The organism is Pseudomonas sp. 21 (assembly GCF_000955805.1).
Taxonomy (GTDB): Bacteria; Pseudomonadota; Gammaproteobacteria; order Pseudomonadales; family Pseudomonadaceae; genus Pseudomonas.
The window spans coordinates 33,716-50,257 of sequence record NZ_JYOA01000004.1 but is presented as its reverse complement, the minus strand read 5'-3'; the positions used below and the strand labels follow the sequence as shown (position 1 = coordinate 50,257).

The following is a 16,542-nucleotide window of genomic DNA, read 5'->3' as shown; positions in this document are numbered from 1 at the left end:
GGGCGCAGGGAGCGGCCATGAGCGAGACAGGGATGTCGCAAGGCAGAATCGGCAATGCTGCCGGCCTCTGGTCACTGCCCGAGTGGCTCAACACGCCACTACGAATGCTGATGATCGTCCTCGGCGGCGCGACGGGCGCACTGGGCATGGCCCTGAGCATGCTCGCGATGCCCGCCGAACCGGTGTGGATCGTCCCCGGTCTGTTGCTGGGCTTCGTGGCCATCTACCAGTCCATTTTCGTGCATGAGTTCGGGCATCTCCTGGGCGCGCGCCTGGGGGGCATGACGGTGATGCGCCTGCGCGTCGGCCGCTGGGATTTCCGCATGCGGCGCCGAGGCTGGACATTCAGCCGCCAGCCGAAGCACCCGCAGAAGCTCGCTGGCTATGTAATGGCGTTCGCCGACCCGAGAGGTCCCTGGCGGCGCCAGCATGTCTGGTTCAATGCCGGCGGGCCGCTGACGAACCTGGTCGTGGCAGGGCTCGCGGGGCTGGTTTCGCTGGCGCTGGAGGACGGCCCTGGGCAGGGCCTCCTGCTCGCGGTGGCGGCGACCAATGCCTGCATGGGCGTCGCCAACCTGTTGCCGGTGCAGGGCAAGCTCAAGCAGGTCAGCGACGGCCTGTGGATGCTGCGCTGGTGGCGTGGGATGGATGCTGGGCATCCGCAACTGGCCTTCGCCCGCCTGATGGGGCTGTCCTGCTCGGGGCTGTGTGCGGACCAGGTGCCCGAGGCGGACCTGTTGCTGCTGGAGTCCCAGGAGTCACCGATGCCGCTGGTGGCACTGTACATCCGCTTGCGTGCGCTGCAGGTCCAGGGCCGCTGGCAGGAGGCCGCCGCGCTGGACTCATCCTTCCAGGTGCAGCGCAACGCACTTCCTGAAGCCCTGCAGAAGGTGCTGTACGACATGCTCCGGTTGATCGGCGCCGAGCTGGCGTTCGCTCAGGCGGTGGCGTCCCGAAGTGCGCTCGGGCTGTTCGACGAGCTGTTGCCGCAGCGCCTGCAGCGCGAGTACACGAGCATCTGGGCGCGCTGTCTGGCGATGCGTGCGGCAGCGGCGGGGGATCAACAGGAATGTCGCCGCCAGCTCGATCGAGCGGTGGCTTTTGCCCGGCTATCACCGGACCTCTCCCAGGAGACGGAAGAGCTGCGCATGCAGAAGCATCTGCTGGAGCGGTTGCCGGCCTGACGGTTCAGGCAGACCGGCACGCGGGGCTTACTTCCAGTTCAGCACGTCCCAGCCCATCTTCTGTGCATGCTCCAGCAGCACCGGATCGGCGTTCACCACGTGCGGCTCGCCCACCAGCTTGAGCAGCGGCAGGTCGTTGCGCGAGTCGGAGTAGAAGTGCGCGTCAGCCAGCGGGCTGTCATTGCCTTCCAGCAGGTCGAGCAGGCGCAGGACCTTGCCTTCGCGGTAGGTCAGCACGCCCACGGTGCGACCGGTGTAGTGGCCGTTGACGACTTCCAGGTCGATGGCCAGCACTTCGTCGATGCCGATGCGTTCAGCGATGGGCTTCACGAGGTGCACGCCCGAGGCGGAGATCACCAGCGGGCGGTCGCCGGCTTCGCGGTGGCGGGCGAGGGTGGCGCACGCGTCGCTGTGGATCAGCGGCTCGATCACGTCCTCGACGAAGGCTTCCACGTCGCGTTCGATTTCTTCCACGCTGCGCCCGGCCATCGGTTCCAGGGCGAAGGCCATGTAGTCCTCCATGGGCAGCTTGCCCTGCGCGTAGAGCGCCATCAGTTCGGCGTCGCGCTTGAGGAACGACTCCGCGTCGACCCAGCCGAGATCGGCCATGCGCTTGCTCCACAGGCTTGCGCAGTCGCCGTCGATCAGGGTGTCGTCGAGGTCGAATATCACCAGGGCCATCAGGCCACCTCCCGAATGCTTTCAAGGTCGATTTGCAGGCCGAGCTGGGTGCCGGCCGGGTACAGGCGCTCGGCGCTGCGATTGAGGACGTCCACGGTCAGCTCGACGCCGCTGGCGTCGACCCGGTAGCGGATCACGTTGCCCAGCAGGCTGTGGGAGAGTACCCGAACCGGGATGCCTTCGCCCGGCTCCACGCTCAGGCGCAGGGATTCGGGGCGGATCGCCACCTGCTGGCGGAACGGGCGATCCAGCAGGCGGGTCGCCTGGGCCGCGTCGAGGAGGTTGTAGTTGCCGATGAAGCCGGCGGCGAAGGCGTTCTCCGGCGCGGTGTAGAGCGTCTCGGCGTCGCCGCTCTGGACGATGCGCCCGGCGTTCATCAGCACGATGCGATCGGACAGCGTCAGTGCCTCTTCCTGGTCATGGGTGACGAAGACCGTGGTCAGTTTCAGTTCCTGCTGGATGCGGCGGATCTGCTCGCGCAGGTGCTTGCGGATGCGCGCGTCCAGCGCCGACAGCGGCTCGTCGAGCAGCAGCAGGCGCGGGCGGGTGACCAGCGAGCGGGCGAGGGCGACGCGCTGGCACTGGCCGCCGGACAGCTGGTGCGGATAGCGTGCGGCGAGCGGGCCGAGTTCGACCATTTCCAGCACTTCGGCCACGCGCTGGGCGGATTCCGCTGCCGGCACCTTGTGCATGCGCAAACCGAAGCCGACGTTCTGCTCAACGGTCATGTTGGGGAACAGCGCGTAGCTCTGGAACACCATGGCGATGCCGCGCTTTTGCGGGCTCCTGGGCACGATGTCCTCGCCATCCAGCAGGATGCGCCCGCTGTCCACCGCGGTCAGGCCGGCGATGCAACGCAGCAGGGTGGATTTGCCGCAGCCGCTGGGGCCGAGCAGGGTGACGAACTCGCCGCGCTCGGCGGCGAAGTCGATGTCCTGGAATACCGTGGTGCTGCCGTAGCTCTTGTTCAGTGTCTCGACGCTGAGGAAGCTCATGTCAGGTCTTGTCCTTGTTCAAGCGATTTGCCGCCCAGGTGAGCAGCAGGACGAAGAGGAAGTAGGAGACCACCACTGCGCTGGTGTAGTGGCCGCTGCTGTTGCGCATGTTGTTGAGGAACACCTGCAGCGTCTCGTAGCGGGTGCCCACCAGCAGGTTGGCGAAGACGAATTCGCCGATGAGGAAGCTGAAGGACAGGAACAGCGCCACCATCAGGCCCTTGCGCAGGTTCGGCAGCACCACCAGCAGCGCGGCCTGCCAGGTGCTGGCGCCGAGCAGGTGGGCGGCGTCCATCAGGTCGTGCAGGTTGATGGCCTGCAGGTTGTTGCTGATCGCCCGGTACATGAAGGGCAGGGCGATGGTGAAGTAGCAGCCGATCAGGATCCACGGCGTACCGACGATGGGCACCGGGCCCGAGGCGTAGAGCTGCAGCAGGCCGACCGACGACACCACCGGCGGCACCGCGAAGGGCAGCAGGATCAGCACGTTCATCAGCGCATCCAGGCGCGGGAAGTAGTAGTGGATGACGAACATCAGCGGCAGCACCAGCACCACGCTGAGGATCAGCGCGCCGAAACACACCAGCAGCGACTGGCCGAAGGCGACGAGGAAACGCGGATCGCTCCACAGGGTCAGGAACCACTTCAGGGTCAGGCCGTCCGGCAGCACGCTGGCGCTCCACGAGGTGGCCAGCGAGTAGAGAAGGGTGGCGGCCAGCGGCACCAGCAGGATCAGGAACAGCGCATAGACCACCACGCGGTGGTACAGCGGACTAGCGTTTCTCGACATGGTAGCTCCGGCGCAGCAGCCACTGGTGGGCCAGGGTAATGATGCTCATCAGGCCGACCAGCACCATCGCCAGGGCGCTGGCCATGTTCGGGTCGAGGAACACGTCGCCCGAGACCAGCCCGGCGATGCGGATCGGCACCACGTTGAAGTTGCCGGTGGTCAGCGAGTAGACCGTGGCGTAGGCGCCCAGCGCGTTGGCCAGCAGGATGACGAAGGTGCCCAGCAGCGCGGGTGTCAGCACCGGGATGCCGATGTGCCGCCAGAACGCCCACTGGCTGGCGCCCAGCAGCGCGGCGGATTCGCGCCAGTCTTCGCGCAGGGCGTCGAAGGCCGGGTAGAGCAGCATCACGCCCAGCGGAATCTGGAAGTAGGTGTAGAGGATGATCAGGCCGGTCTTCGAATAGAGGTTGAAGTCCTCGATGATCCCCGCCTGTTTCAGCAGCAGCGTGATGGCGCCGTTGAAGCCCAGGATGATGATGAAGGCGAAGGCCAGCGGCACCCCGGCGAAGTTGCTGGTCATGTTGGCGAAGGCCATCACGAAGTCGCGCAGCTTGCTGTCCACCTGGCGCAGCGAGTAGCTGCCGAGGATGGCGATGGCCAGCCCGATCAGGCTCGACCACAGCGAGATTTCCAGGCTGTAGCGGATCGCCTGCAGGTAGAAGGGCGAGCCGAAGATTTCGCTGAAATTGCCCAGGCCCCAGCCGTCGCCGGTGCGCACGCTGTTGATCATCACCCACAGCAGTGGGGCGAGCTGGAAGGCGAAGAAGAACAGTGCGAAGGGCAGCAGGCAGAGCAGGGCGAAGAGTTTTCCGGTGTTCGATCTCATGCCTTGAGCAACTCCCGGCAGAGCGGTTTGTCGTGGGCGGCGCCGAGGATCTCGCACAGCGTGCCGCAGAGTTCGACCTGGCGCGGGCGCGCCTGGTCATCGAGGCTGAACGCCTCGCCGAAGACGAACAGCGGCACTTCGCGCTCCTCCGGGAGGATGCCGCCGTGGCTGCGGTCGTCATTCATGCCGTGGTCGGCGGTGACCATCACCTGGTAGCCGGCGGCCAGCCACTGGTGCAGGTACTCGGAAAGGATGATGTCGACGTGCCGCGCGCTGTTGCGGTACTGCGGCGTGCCCAGGCCGTGCTTGTGACCGGTGTCGTCGATGTTCATCGGGTGCACCAGCAGGCAGTTGGGCGCGTGCCGGCGGCGCAGCGACTCGGCGTCGGTGAACAGGTGCGAGTCGGGGTAGTGGTCCGTCCAGTAGAAGTGGCCGTGCTGGATCGGCAGGGATTCGTCGTCGGTATGACGATCGCGCGCCGGGTCGAAGGGCGTGCGGTTGTACAGCTCGCTGACCCAGTTGTACGCCGCTGCGGCGGTCGTCAGGCCGGCATCGCGGGCGTAGTGGAACAGGCTGCGCTGGTTGGACAGGCGCGACACGTCGTTGTGCAGGATGCCGCTGTCGATGGGGCGCACGCCGGTGAGGATGCATTCGTAAAGCGGGCGCGACAGCGACGGCAGCTCGCATTCGAGCCGGTACAACTGGCCGCGGCCGGCGTTGCACAGCGCTTGCAGGTGGCCCATGCAGTCGTGGGCGACGCTGTAGTTGAGGCCGTCGAGGACGACCAGGATGACGTCGTGGCGCATGGGCTGGGGCCTTCGTCGAAACGCGGCCGCCCCGGCGCGAACCGGGGCGGCTGGGCGTCATTGCATGTTGATGATGACGTTTTCCTGCCACAGGCGCGGCAGGCGCTTGGAGGTCTCTTCCCAGGCCTTGGGGTCCTTGATCGGCTGGGCCTTGGCGTACTGCTCGTTGGGCAGCAGCTTGGCCTTCACCTCGGCCGGCAGGGTCAGGTGCTCGGCGCGGATCGGGCGGGCGTTGCCCTTGGCCAGGTTGATCTGTCCGGCATCGCTGAAGATGTACTCGCGGGCCAGCTTGGCGGCGTTCGGGTTCTTCGCGTACTTGTTGATGATGGTGGTGTAGCCGGAGATCACCGAGCCGTCGGAGGGGATCAGCACCTCGAAGCGCGACGGGTCGATCTGGTCGCGGTAGCTCAGGCCGTTGAAGTCCCAGACGATGCCGACTTCCACTTCACCCTTCTCCAGGGTGTTGATCACCGGGTTGGTCAGCGACAGGCGACCCTGCTTGGCCAGTTGGGCGAAGAACTCCAGGCCCGGCTTGATGTTCTTCTCGTCGCCGCCGTTGGCAATGCTGGCGGCCAGCACGCCGTTGACGGCCTGGGCAGCGGCGCTGACGTCACCGATGGTGACCTTGTACTTGCCCTTGAGCAGGTCGGCCCAGCTGTGCGGAACGTCCTTCACCAGCTGCTTGTTGACGATGAAGGCGATGGTGCCGGTGTAGGCGAGCGCCCAGTGGCCGTCCTTGTCCTTGGCCCATTCCGGGACCTGGTCCCAGGTGCTGGGCTTGTAGGGCTGGCTGACGTCCATCTGCAGCGCGATGGGTCCGAAGGCGGCGCCGACGTCGCCGATGTCGGCGCTGGCGTTTTCCTTCTCGGCCTTGAACTTGGCCAGCTCCTGGGCCGAGCTCATGTCGGTGTCCATGTGCTTGAGGCCGTACTTGCTCTCCAGGTCCTTCCAGGTGTCTTTCCAGTTCGCCCAGCTGTCGGGCATGCCCACGCTGTTGACCTGGCCCTCCTTGCGGGCGGCGGCTTCCAGCGATTGCAGATCGGCGTTGGCCGCCATGGCGAGGCCGCTGCCCAAGGCAATGGCCGATCCCAGCAGTGAAGCAAGCAAGCGTTTCATTCGGTGCTCCTTCGGTTCAGTGTTTTCAAGCGTGGTCTAGATCAGCAAGACGCAGGCCAATCTAAGCGGGACGGATGACAGTTTGATGTAAGCCCCAGGTGCGCCGGCCCGGCCTTGAGCGCCCTGCGGGTCGTAGGGGAAAAGCGTAGACCATCGCCAATGCCCTGATCCGCCTGGTCTACGCTGGTGTCGTTAACTGGCATGGGCGCTGCTTGCAAAGGCATTGTCACGGGACGGTCATGGGGCTTTCCTAGGATGACCGCACCCCGTCGAGGGAAAGAAATGCCCTGTTCTGGGGCTGGACTAGTCCAAAAGAGGGAATCGAATGCGCGATACGGCGCTACCCACGGTCACGGCGATCTGCCGCGCACTCATCGAGCAGATCGACAGCGGCCTGCTCAGCCCCGGCGGCAAGCTGCCGGCCGAACGCAAGCTGAGCGAGCTGTTCGACACCACGCGGATCACCCTGCGCGAGGCGTTGGGGCAACTGGAAGCCCAGGGGCTGATCTACCGCGAGGAGCGCCGCGGCTGGTTCGTCTCGCCGCCGCGCCTGCTGTACAACCCTCTGGTGCGCAGCCACTACCACGCCATGGTGGAAGGGCAGGGCCGGGCGCCGGCAACCGAGGTGCTGTCGGCCCGGCAGATTCCCGCCAGTGCGGCGATCTGCGAGCTGCTGGAGCTGCCGGCGCTGTCCAGCGTCTACCAGATCCGCCGGGTGCGGCGGGTCGACGGGCGGCTGGTGCTCTACGTCGAGCACTACCTCAACCCGGCGTACTTCCCCGGCATTCTCGACAGCGACCTGACCTGCTCACTCACCGAGCTGTATGCCAGCCGCTATGACATCCGCTACGGCCGCGTGCGCTTCGACATGGTGCCCACGGCCCTGCACGGCGAGGCGGCCAGCGTGCTGCGTGTCGCCGAGGGCAGCCCGGCGCTGCGCATCACCCGCATCAACGGCGACCAGCATGGGCGCATCATCGATTGCGACCTGGAGTTCTGGCGGCACGATGCCATCCACGTGAGCGTGGAAGTGCCGGATTGATCGCCTGCCGCCGTGCCTGCCTTGTGGGAGCGAGCTTGCTCGCGAACGGAGTCAGCCAATGGCACCGGGATTGGGTGGTTCGCGAGCAAGCTCGCTCCTACGAAAAACAGGCCGAGGTGACGGGCCTCAGCGGTCCGGGTTCCACTCCGGATAGGCTGGAATCCCATCCTGCGCCAGCCAGGGGCGGTCGTGGGACACCCAGATATGTCGCGCCGGACGTGATCCTGGATCGTCGTCCAGGCTGGCAACGCGGACGATGACGTGAGGCTGGCCGTCGCGTTCGGCAATCAGCTGCGTCCCACAGCGCGGGCAGAACTTGCGCAGCTTGCCGGGCGAGGATTCATACGCGGCAACCCTCTCTGCGCCACGGGTCCAGCGGAAGTGTTCGCGCATCACCCCGGCGGTACTGGCGAAGGCCGCAGCGTGTGCCTTCTGGCAGGTCCGGCAGTGGCAATGGCCGATAGGCATGTCCAGGCCGTCGATCTCGTAGGCAATGTCGCCGCAAAGGCAGCTTCCGTTGAAGGACATGGCTGGCTCTCCTCGAAGACTCTTCATACAAAAACGCCCGGCAGGTGCCGGGCGTTCGGGTCAGGGCAGGTCGGCGCTGTCGTAGAAGGCGCTGAGGACCTTGGCCAGGTAGTGCAGGTCTTGGCTGCCGGCCAGCTCGCGGATGGAGTGCATGGCGAAGGTCGGCAGGCCGATGTCCACGGTGCGCACGCCGATCTGGCTGGCGGTGATCGGGCCGATGGTGGAGCCGCAACCCATGTCGCTGCGGGTCACGAAGCTCTGTACCGGCACTTCGTTCTCCAGGCACAGGTGGCGGAAGAAACCGGCGGTCTCGCTGTTGGTGGCGTAGCGCTGGTTGCTGTTGATCTTGATCACCGGGCCGCCGTTGAGCTTCGGGCCGTGGTTGCCGTCGTGCTTGTCGGCGTAGTTGGGGTGTACGCCGTGGGCGTTGTCGGCGGAGACCAGCAGCGAGCGCTGTACGGTACGGGTGAAGGCGTCCCCGTCGGGCATCAGTCGGCGCAGTACCTGCTCCAGGAACGGGCCGTCGGCGCCGCAGGCGGAGCAGGAGCCCACTTCTTCATGATCGGTGCAGACCAGCACGCCGCTCTGCTCGTCACTGCTGCCCAGCAGCGCCTGCAGGCCGGCGTAGCAGGACAGCAGGTTGTCCAGGCGGGCACCGGCGATGAAGGCCTGGTCGAGGCCGATCACGGCTGCGCGCTGGGTATCGTAGAAGCTCAGCTCGTAGTCGAGGATGGCGTCGGCAGTGATGCCGTGCTCCAGCTGCAGCTGTTCGCCGAGCAGGTCGCGGAAGTCGCGGGTCTCGCCGGCGGCGACCTGGGCGAGGATCGGCGGCAGTTCGGTCTGCGCGTTGATCGACCAGCCGAGGTTGGCTTCGCGGTTGAGGTGGATCGCCAGGTTGGGGATTACGGCGATGGGCGCCCTGAAGTCGATCAGCTTGCTTTCCACCTTGCCGGCCAGGCGGAAGGTGACGCGGCCGGCCAGGGACAGGTCGCGGTCGAACCAGGGCGCGAACAGCGCGCCGCCGTAGACCTCGACGCCCAGCTGCCAGTAGCCGTTGCGCACCAGCTCGGGGTTCGGCTTGACGCGCAGGCAGGGGCTGTCGGTGTGGGCGCCCACCAGACGCAGGCCGTTTTCCAGCAGCGGCACGGTGCCGAGCTTGAAGGCGATCAGCGAGGAGTCGTTGCGGGTGACGTAATAGCGGCCACCAGCCTCGGTGCGCCAGGCGTCGCGCTCGTCCAGGCGCTGGTAGCCGGCTTCTTCAAGACGAAGGGCAAGGGCCTGGGTGGCGTGGAAGGGGGTGGGGGAGGCCGCGAGGAAATCGATCAGGCCCTGGTTGAGTTCTGTACGCATGGGTAACTCCGGACAGCGAATGGCCGGAAGTTTAACGTAAATGGGCAAATCTGCGGCCTGGGGCGCGGGTTCTTCGTAGGAGCGAGCTTGCTCGCGAATCGCCCATCATCGGTGTCGCCAGCTGAATCCGTTCGCGAGCAAGCTCGCTCCTACAGGTGCAGGCCTGCAAAACGGAGTCCGCTCCTACGAAAAAGGACTCAGAACGGCGCGGGCGACTCGAAGCGCAGGCGCTCGCCGGTCTGCGGGTGGGTCAGGGCCAGCATGCTGGCGTGCAGGCACAGGCGGTCGCGCAGTTCCAGGGCCTCGCCCTCGGCATACAGGCGGTCGCCGAGCAGCGGGTGGCCGATGGTCAGCATGTGTACTCGCAACTGGTGCGAGCGGCCGGTGATCGGCGTGAGTTCGACGCGGCTCCAGTTGCCGTGGCGCTCCTTGACGCTCCAGAAGGTCAGCGCATGGCGTCCCTGCTCGAAATCCACCACGTGGCGCGGCTTGGTCGGCGGGTCGTAGCGCAGCGGCGCTTCGATGCGGCCGCTGTCCAGTTCCGGCTCGCCCCAGCAAAGCGCGGTGTAGGCCTTCTCGGTCTCGCGGTCGTGGAACTGGCGGGACAGCTCGCGGTGGCTGTCGGCGTCACGGGCCAGCACGATCAGGCCGGAGGTTTCCCAGTCCAGGCGGTGGACGATGCGCGCCTCCGGGTAGCCGTTCTCCTGCAGGCGGGTGATCAGGCAGTCCTTGTTGTCGTCCGCGCGGCCGGGCACGGAGAGCAGCAGGGTGGGCTTGTTCACCACCAGGAGGGCGGCGTCCTCATGGACGAATTCGATCTGGGAAAGCGGCATGGAAGCTCTTGCGCGAATAAGAATGACGAAAACGACTGCGGCGGCCGAAGCCGCCGCAGGTTCACCAAAGCCGGATCAACGCTCCGGCAGGGTGATGTTGAGTTCCAGGATCGAACAGCTGCCCTGGTTGGCCAGCTCGACCTGGACTTGTTCCTGGTCGATGGGCACGTATTTGCGGATCACTTCCAGCAGGTCTTTCTGCAGCTGCGGGAGGTAGTCCGGTTGCGAACGGTTGCCGCGCTCGTGGGCGACGATGATCTGGAGTCTTTCTTTCGCGATGGATGCGCTGTTTTGCGCCTTCCGGCTGCGGAAGAAATCTAAAAGGCTCATTCACGTCCTCCGAACAGTCGTTGCAGGAATCCTTTCTTCTGCACGTCGAGGAAACGGTGGGGCATTTCTTTGCCCAGCAGTCGCTCGACGGCGTCGCTGTACGCCTGGCCGGCATCGCTTTCTTCGTCGAGGATGACCGGTACGCCCTGGTTGGATGCCTTGAGCACCGCCTGGGATTCCGGGATCACGCCGAGCAGACGGATGGCCAGGATTTCCTCGACGTCTTCGACGCCGAGCATTTCGCCCTTGGTGACGCGCTCGGGGTTGTAGCGGGTCAGCAGCAGGTGTTCCTTGATCGCGTCCTCGCCTTTCTCGGCGCGGGCGGATTTGCTGGCAAGCAGGCCGAGCATGCGGTCGGAGTCACGGACCGAGGAAACTTCCGGGTTGGTCACGACAATCGCCTCGTCGGCGTAGTACATGGCCAGGTGGGCACCTTTCTCGATGCCGGCCGGGGAGTCGCAGATCACATAGTCGAAGGACTGCTTGAGTTCTTCGATGACCTTGCCGACGCCTTCCTGGGTGAGTGCGTCCTTGTCGCGGGTCTGGCTGGCGGCCAGCACGAACAGGTTCTCGAGGCGCTTGTCCTTGATCAGGGCCTGGGTGAGGGTCGCTTCGCCGTTGATGACGTTGACGAAGTCGTAAACCACGCGGCGTTCGCAGCCCATGATCAGGTCGAGGTTACGCAGGCCTACGTCGAAGTCGACGATGACGGTCTTGTGGCCGCGCAGGGCCAGGCCGGTGCCGATGGCTGCGCTGGTGGTGGTTTTACCGACGCCACCCTTACCGGAAGTGACTACGAGGATCTTGGCCAAGGTGATTCACCCCAAAGAAAAAACGAAGAATTCTGGTCCCTGAAAGTCGCGGCAGTATCCGTTAAAGGCGGGTGATGTTCAACACGTCACCCGACAGGCTGACGTGCACCGCCTGCCCCCATTGCGGACTGCGTCGAAGGTCTTCGGCGACCTTGTAATTACCAGCGATGGACACGAGTTCCGCGGCCAGTTGCTGGCAGAAAATCCGCGCGCTGGTGTCGCCCTTGACACCGGCCAGGGCACGACCGCGCATCGGACCGTACACATGGATATTTCCGTCGGCGAGAAGTTCCGCACCCGGGCTGACGGGAGCGAGCACGATCAAGTCGCCGCCGGCTGCATAGATCTGCACGCCGCCGCGTACCGGGGTGGTCACCAGCTTGGTCGGTCGGACGACCGGCGCCGGCGGCTCGGCAGGCTTTTCCGCAGCCGCTTCCGGAGCGGCTTCCTGGGCGTCGGCGGTAGCCTCGGCGGCGACTTCGGCCGGTTTTCCCGGTTGGCTTTCAGCGGGCTGCTCGGCCGGCTTCTCCACGCTGTTGTCGGCCTGCACGCCAGCGCCGGCGGCCTGCTCGACCACCTTCTCGGAGAGCTTCTCGCCACGCGGGCGACGTACCGGCACGGCGCCAGTCACCTGCGGGACAGCGTCCCTGGGCTCGACCGCGCGCTCGCGGGAGGAGCCCGACGGTGGCAGCACGGGAATGTCGAACATGGTGGCCAGGCGGATGTCTTCCTCGCGGCTGGCGCGAATGGCCAGGGTACGCAGGCCATGGCGGCGGCAGATGTCCAGCACGCCTTGCAGGTCGAGCTGGCCTTCGCCGTCGGGCAGCTTGTCCAGCGCCAGCACCAGCGGGGTGTCGCGGAAGAAGTTGGGGGCCTGGGCGACCTTGTCGGCGAGCTGGCGATCCAGGCGCGGCAGGTCATTGTGGGCCAGTTCCAGAACGGTGACGGCCAGCATGCTGCCCTTGAGCTGGAATACGGGATCGTGGTCGAGAAGGTCGGCTTGGCTCATGGTCAGGCTGCATCACTAAATGGTGTGGACTTATAACGGAGCGCCCCGGCAGCCGCAAGCGTGGCGCACGGCCAGGGCGTGAAGGCGGGCGCGGTGTGCGCCGGCAAGGTAGAATGTCGGGCTTTGACCTTGCCGGAAAGTTCCATGGACCGCCCCACCTTTCGCCGTGAGTTCCTCCATCCCCGCCACTGGCCGCTCTGGCTCGGCCTCGGTGTGCTGTGGCTGGTGGTGCAGCTGCCGTACCCGGCGCTGCTGGGCCTGGGCCGCGGACTGGGGGCGCTGATGTACCGCGTGGTCGGCAGCCGCCGGGCGATTGCCGCGCGCAACCTGGAATTGTGCTTCCCCGAATTGTCCGCCGCCGAGCGCAAGCGCCTGCTCAAGGAAAACTTCGCCTCCACCGGCATCGCCTTCTTCGAGATGGCCATGAGTTGGTGGTGGCCCAAGGCCCGCCTGGCCAGGCTGGCCCACATCGAAGGTATCGAGCACCTGAAGAAGGCCGAGGCCGAAGGCAAGGGCGTGATCCTCATGGCCATGCACTTCACCACCCTGGAAATCGGCGCGGCGCTGCTGGGCCAGGTGCAGACCATCGACGGCATGTACCGCGAGCACGACAACCCGGTGTTCGACTTCGTCCAGCGTACCGGCCGCGAGCGGCACAACGCCGACGCGACCGCCATCGAGCGCGAGGACGTGCGCGCCATGCTCAAGGTGCTGCGCGCCGGCCGCGCCATCTGGTACGCGCCGGACCAGGACTATGGCGCCAAGCAGAGCCTGTTCGTGCCGCTGTTCGGCATCCAGGCCGCTACCGTCACTGCCACCACCAAGTTCGCTCGCCTGGGTCGTGCGCTGGTACTGCCCTTTACCCAGTCGCGCCTGGCTGATGGCTCCGGCTATCGACTGACCATCCACCCGCCGCTGGAGGATTTCCCCGGCGAGAGCGAAGAGGCCGACTGCATTCGCATCAACCAGTGGGTGGAGAGCGAGATTCGCCGCCAGCCCGAGCAGTACCTCTGGGCGCATCGGCGCTTCAAGAGCCGCCCCGAGGGCGAGCCCAAGCTCTACGACAAGAAGTAGGCCGGGGCGGTCTACGCTGGTAACGACGCGACAAGGACTTCAGCTGTGACCGACTCCGCCACTGCACCGACTTCCCCGGCCGTCACCGGCCTCATACTTTCCGGCGGCGGCGCGCGGGCGGCCTACCAGGTCGGCGTGCTGGCCGCCATCGCCGAGCTGCTGCCCGAGGGTGCAGAGAATCCCTTTCCGGTCATCGTCGGCACCTCCGCCGGCGCCATCAATGCCGTCGGGCTGGCCTGCGGGGCGTTGTCCTTCACCGGCGCGGTGGAACGCCTGACCAAGGTCTGGAAGGGTTTTCGCACCGGGCAGGTATATCGCGCCGACTGGCCCGGCGTGTGCAGCCAGGCCTTCAAGTTCCTCGGCCACAGCCTGTTGGGGCTGGGCAAGCGCGAGCCGGTGGCGCTGCTGGACAGCACGCCGCTGCGCTATCTCCTCGAACGTGAGCTGGACCTCTCCGGTATCGCCGCCGCCGTACGCCGGCGCAACCTTCGCGCGGTGGCGGTCACTGCGTTCGGCTATGAATCCGGGCAGGCGGTGACCTTCTACCAGGGCCGCGCGACCATCGATCCCTGGCTGCGCCACCGCCGCATCGGCGTGCCGACGCGCCTGCAGATCGAGCACCTGCTGGCCAGCTCGGCGATCCCGCTGCTGTTTCGCCCGGTGAAGATTCTCCGCGAGTTTTTCGGCGACGGTGCGGTGCGCCAGCAGGCGCCGATCAGCCCGGCGCTGCACCTGGGCGCCAACCGGGTGCTGGTGATCGGTGTCAGCGGCAACCCCACGGTGGGCAGCGCCAACGAGCAGGTGGCCAATTACCGCACAGGGCAACCACCGAGCCTGGCGCAGGTGGGTATCCACCTGTTGAACAGCACTTTCATCGACAGCCTCGAAGGCGACATTGAGCTGCTGCACCGCATCAACTTCCTCAGCTCGCTGGTGCCCGAACAGGCACGCCGCGCCACGCTGGGGCTGGCGCCGGTGGATGTGCTGCTGATTTCACCCAGTCGTCCGCTGGACGAAATCGCCGCGCAGTACCGCCACGAACTGCCCAAGCCGCTGCGCCTGTTCCTGCGCGGACCGGGGGCGACCAAGGCGAGCGGAGCGGGCGTGCTCAGCTACCTGCTGTTCGAGCCGGGCTACTGCAATGCGCTGATCGATCTGGGGTATCGCGATGCCATGGAAAAGCGCGCGGAGATCGCGCGCTTTCTGGGGATGGAGGATTGGTCGCTGTAGGCCCGCGGCGGTGTTTCCATGAGCGTAGGAGCGGACTCCGTCCGCGATTGGCATCAGGCGCGTGGGGAAACCATCGCGGACGGAGTCCGCTCCTACGTGTAGCCAGCCCTGTGCGTCTCGGTCAGACCGCGAAAACGCCGTCGCGGTAATCGCGCAGGGCCTGCTCGATCTCCTCGCGGCTGTTCATCACGAATGGGCCGTACTGCACGATGGGCTCATTGAGCGGCTTGCCGGCCAGCAGCAGGACGCGCGCGCCCTGGTCGCTGGACAGCCGGATCTCGTCGCCCTGGTCCAGGCGCACCAGGCGGTTGGTGGCGACGGTCTCGTCAGCACGTTCGCCCGGCACCTGCAGCGAACCTTCGTAGACGTACAGCATCACCCGATGGCCTGCCGGAATGCGCGGAGCCACGGAGGCGCCCGCCGGCAGCACCAGGTCGTAATAGTGCGGCTCGGTGCCCGGACGCTGCACGGCACCATCGATAGCGGTCTCGCCGTCGTCGAAGCGCCCGGCGATCACCGTCACGCCCACACCTTGCCCGGTGGTCACGCGCGGCACGTCTTTCGGCTCGATATCGCGGTAGCCGGCCGGGGACAGCTTGTCCTTCGCCGGCAGGTTCAGCCATAGCTGGAAGCCGCGCATGGCGCCTTCCACCTGCTCGGGCATCTCGCTGTGGATGATGCCGTGGGCCGCCGTCATCCACTGCACGCCGCCGGGTTTGAGCAGGCCGGTGTTGCCCAGGTGGTCTTCGTGGCGCATGCGCCCTTCGAGCATGTAGGTGACGGTCTCGAAGCCACGGTGCGGGTGGGCCGGGAAGCCGGCGATGTAGTCGTCGGGGTTCTGCGTGTCGAACTGGTCGAGCATCAGGAACGGATCGAATCGTTCGATGCCGGGGCCGCCGATCACGCGGGTCAGGCGCACGCCGGCGCCGTCGGAGGCCGGGTGGCCGATGTGCTGGTCGATCACGGTACGTAAGCGGGTCATGGGGACCTCCTTGATCTGTGAATGGAGATCATCCTAGTCCCAATTGATGGATGAATGGTTGCGAGTTTTTCAGTTTAACTATCGATGAATTCGATGTTTGTGTCGAAAGAAAACCGCCGCCCGAAGGCGGCGGTTCCGGCTCACTCCTGGATCTGCAGGCGCCGGGCTTCGGTGTAGAAGTAGCGCAGCTTCTCGTACTCGAAGGGCGTGTTCATCTGCCCGTAGCGGAAGCTGTTGCTGTAGCGCTTGTTGACGATCTCCAGCACCGGCAGCTCCCAGTACTCGCGACTGATGTCGGAGTAGTCCAGGTAATTCACTTCGCGGGCAGCGATGAAGTCGGTGACCAGGCCGCCGGTGTCGCGCAGGTTGGACGGGCCGAGGATCGGCAGCATCAGGTACGGGCCGTCCGGCACGCCCCAGTAGCCCAGGGTCTGGCCGAAATCCTCGCTGAGCCTGGGCAGGCCCATGGCGGTGGCCGGGTCCCACAGGCCGCCGATGCCGAAGATGGTGTTGAACAGCAGCCGCGCGGTGCTGTTCGCCGCGCGCTGGGGCTTGAGCTGGGCAACGCTGTTGAGCAGCGTCGGCACTTCGCCCAGGTTGCTGAAGAAGTTGCTTACGCCAGTACGCACGAAGTGCGGGGTGACGTATTCGTAGCCGTGCACCACGGGCAGGAAGACCCACTCGTCGAAGCGGTAGTTGAAGTGATAGACCCGGCGGTTCCACGACTCCCAGGGGTCGTAGACATTGAGGGCGTCGAAGGTGGCGCGCTCGAACTCGCGCTGGTCCAGGCCGGGGTTGAACTTCAGCGCGTCCAGCGGGTGCTTGAAGCCGTCTTCGTCCGGGACCATGTCGAACTTGGTGGTGATGGGCGTCTGTACCGGTTGTGCGGTCTCGGCCTGGGCGATGCCGCAGGCCAGCAGCAGGGCAAGAGTCCAGGAATGGCGGAATGGCATG

The 16,542-nt window shown here is 66.0% G+C and carries 18 protein-coding genes; 4 read left to right on the top strand and 14 right to left on the bottom strand.

What is annotated here, in order from left to right; all coding sequences use genetic code 11:
• Positions 1-32: 32 nt before the first annotated feature.
• Positions 33-1,184 (top strand): site-2 protease family protein, encoded by a 1,152-nt coding sequence (locus tag UB43_RS09785; protein WP_177329787.1) that lies wholly within the window; start codon positions 33-35, stop codon positions 1,182-1,184.
• A gap of 27 nt (positions 1,185-1,211) precedes the next feature.
• On the opposite strand, the gene UB43_RS09780 is transcribed toward UB43_RS09785, so the two are convergent.
• From UB43_RS09780 to UB43_RS09755, 6 genes are read right to left on the bottom strand one after another with little or no spacing between them, the layout of a single operon-like run.
• Positions 1,212-1,865 carry an HAD family phosphatase gene (locus UB43_RS09780; protein WP_045210310.1) on the bottom strand — a complete coding sequence of 218 codons (654 nt, stop codon included), beginning with the start codon at positions 1,863-1,865 and terminating at the stop codon, positions 1,212-1,214.
• Positions 1,865-2,860: an ABC transporter ATP-binding protein gene (locus UB43_RS09775; protein ID WP_045210309.1), complete on the bottom strand. Its 996-nt coding sequence runs from the start codon at positions 2,858-2,860 to the stop codon at positions 1,865-1,867. The genes UB43_RS09780 and UB43_RS09775 overlap by 1 nt, the downstream gene beginning before the upstream one ends.
• 1 nt (position 2,861) lies before the next feature.
• The gene (locus UB43_RS09770) at positions 2,862-3,650 is read right to left on the bottom strand and encodes an ABC transporter permease (RefSeq protein ID WP_045210308.1); all 789 of its coding nucleotides are present in this window, start codon (positions 3,648-3,650) and stop codon (positions 2,862-2,864) included.
• A complete protein-coding gene (locus UB43_RS09765; RefSeq protein ID WP_045210307.1) occupies positions 3,634-4,476 on the bottom strand; it encodes an ABC transporter permease subunit in 843 nt (280 codons plus the stop codon). Before UB43_RS09765 ends, UB43_RS09770 begins: the two co-directional genes overlap by 17 nt.
• A complete protein-coding gene (locus UB43_RS09760; RefSeq protein ID WP_045210306.1) occupies positions 4,473-5,282 on the bottom strand; it encodes an alkaline phosphatase family protein in 810 nt (269 codons plus the stop codon). The genes UB43_RS09765 and UB43_RS09760 overlap by 4 nt, the downstream gene beginning before the upstream one ends.
• Positions 5,283-5,339: 57 nt before the next feature.
• Positions 5,340-6,398 carry an ABC transporter substrate-binding protein gene (locus UB43_RS09755; protein WP_045210305.1) on the bottom strand — a complete coding sequence of 353 codons (1,059 nt, stop codon included), beginning with the start codon at positions 6,396-6,398 and terminating at the stop codon, positions 5,340-5,342.
• Positions 6,399-6,723: 325 nt separating this feature from the next.
• Here UB43_RS09755 and UB43_RS09750 point away from each other — a divergent pair, with 325 nt between their 5' ends.
• A complete protein-coding gene (locus UB43_RS09750; RefSeq protein WP_045210304.1) occupies positions 6,724-7,440 on the top strand; it encodes a UTRA domain-containing protein in 717 nt (238 codons plus the stop codon).
• Between the two features lie 126 nt (positions 7,441-7,566).
• Here UB43_RS09750 and UB43_RS09745 read toward each other — a convergent pair whose 3' ends face one another.
• The 6 genes from UB43_RS09745 to minC all read right to left on the bottom strand — a co-directional run bounded on the left by UB43_RS09745 (position 7,567) and on the right by minC (position 12,302).
• A complete protein-coding gene (locus UB43_RS09745) occupies positions 7,567-7,968 on the bottom strand; it encodes a GFA family protein (RefSeq protein WP_045210303.1) in 402 nt (133 codons plus the stop codon).
• Between the two features lie 60 nt (positions 7,969-8,028).
• A complete protein-coding gene (locus tag UB43_RS09740; protein ID WP_045210302.1) occupies positions 8,029-9,318 on the bottom strand; it encodes a M18 family aminopeptidase in 1,290 nt (429 codons plus the stop codon).
• 197 nt (positions 9,319-9,515) lie between these two features.
• Complete coding sequence (locus UB43_RS09735) at positions 9,516-10,151, bottom strand: RluA family pseudouridine synthase (RefSeq protein WP_045210301.1); 636 nt, start codon at positions 10,149-10,151, stop codon at positions 9,516-9,518.
• 75 nt (positions 10,152-10,226) lie between these two features.
• Positions 10,227-10,481 carry a cell division topological specificity factor MinE gene (minE, locus tag UB43_RS09730; RefSeq protein ID WP_045210300.1) on the bottom strand — a complete coding sequence of 85 codons (255 nt, stop codon included), beginning with the start codon at positions 10,479-10,481 and terminating at the stop codon, positions 10,227-10,229.
• Positions 10,478-11,293 carry a septum site-determining protein MinD gene (gene minD, locus UB43_RS09725; protein ID WP_017522034.1) on the bottom strand — a complete coding sequence of 272 codons (816 nt, stop codon included), beginning with the start codon at positions 11,291-11,293 and terminating at the stop codon, positions 10,478-10,480. The genes minE and minD overlap by 4 nt, the downstream gene beginning before the upstream one ends.
• 61 nt (positions 11,294-11,354) lie before the next feature.
• A complete protein-coding gene (gene minC / locus UB43_RS09720; RefSeq protein WP_045210299.1) occupies positions 11,355-12,302 on the bottom strand; it encodes a septum site-determining protein MinC in 948 nt (315 codons plus the stop codon).
• 144 nt (positions 12,303-12,446) lie between these two features.
• Between minC and UB43_RS09715 the strand changes: the two genes are divergently transcribed.
• On the top strand, positions 12,447-13,376 hold the full coding sequence (locus tag UB43_RS09715; protein WP_045210297.1) for a lipid A biosynthesis lauroyl acyltransferase: 930 nt from the start codon (positions 12,447-12,449) through the stop codon (positions 13,374-13,376).
• 45 nt (positions 13,377-13,421) lie between these two features.
• Complete coding sequence (locus tag UB43_RS09710; RefSeq protein WP_045210296.1) at positions 13,422-14,606, top strand: patatin-like phospholipase family protein; 1,185 nt, start codon at positions 13,422-13,424, stop codon at positions 14,604-14,606.
• Positions 14,607-14,727: 121 nt separating this feature from the next.
• On the opposite strand, the gene UB43_RS09705 is transcribed toward UB43_RS09710, so the two are convergent.
• Together UB43_RS09705 and UB43_RS09700 are read right to left on the bottom strand one after the other, a co-directional pair.
• On the bottom strand, positions 14,728-15,588 hold the full coding sequence (locus tag UB43_RS09705) for a pirin family protein (protein WP_045210294.1): 861 nt from the start codon (positions 15,586-15,588) through the stop codon (positions 14,728-14,730).
• Positions 15,589-15,728: 140 nt separating this feature from the next.
• On the bottom strand, positions 15,729-16,541 hold the full coding sequence (locus tag UB43_RS09700) for a VacJ family lipoprotein (protein ID WP_052969528.1): 813 nt from the start codon (positions 16,539-16,541) through the stop codon (positions 15,729-15,731).
• Position 16,542: the final 1 nt, after the last annotated feature.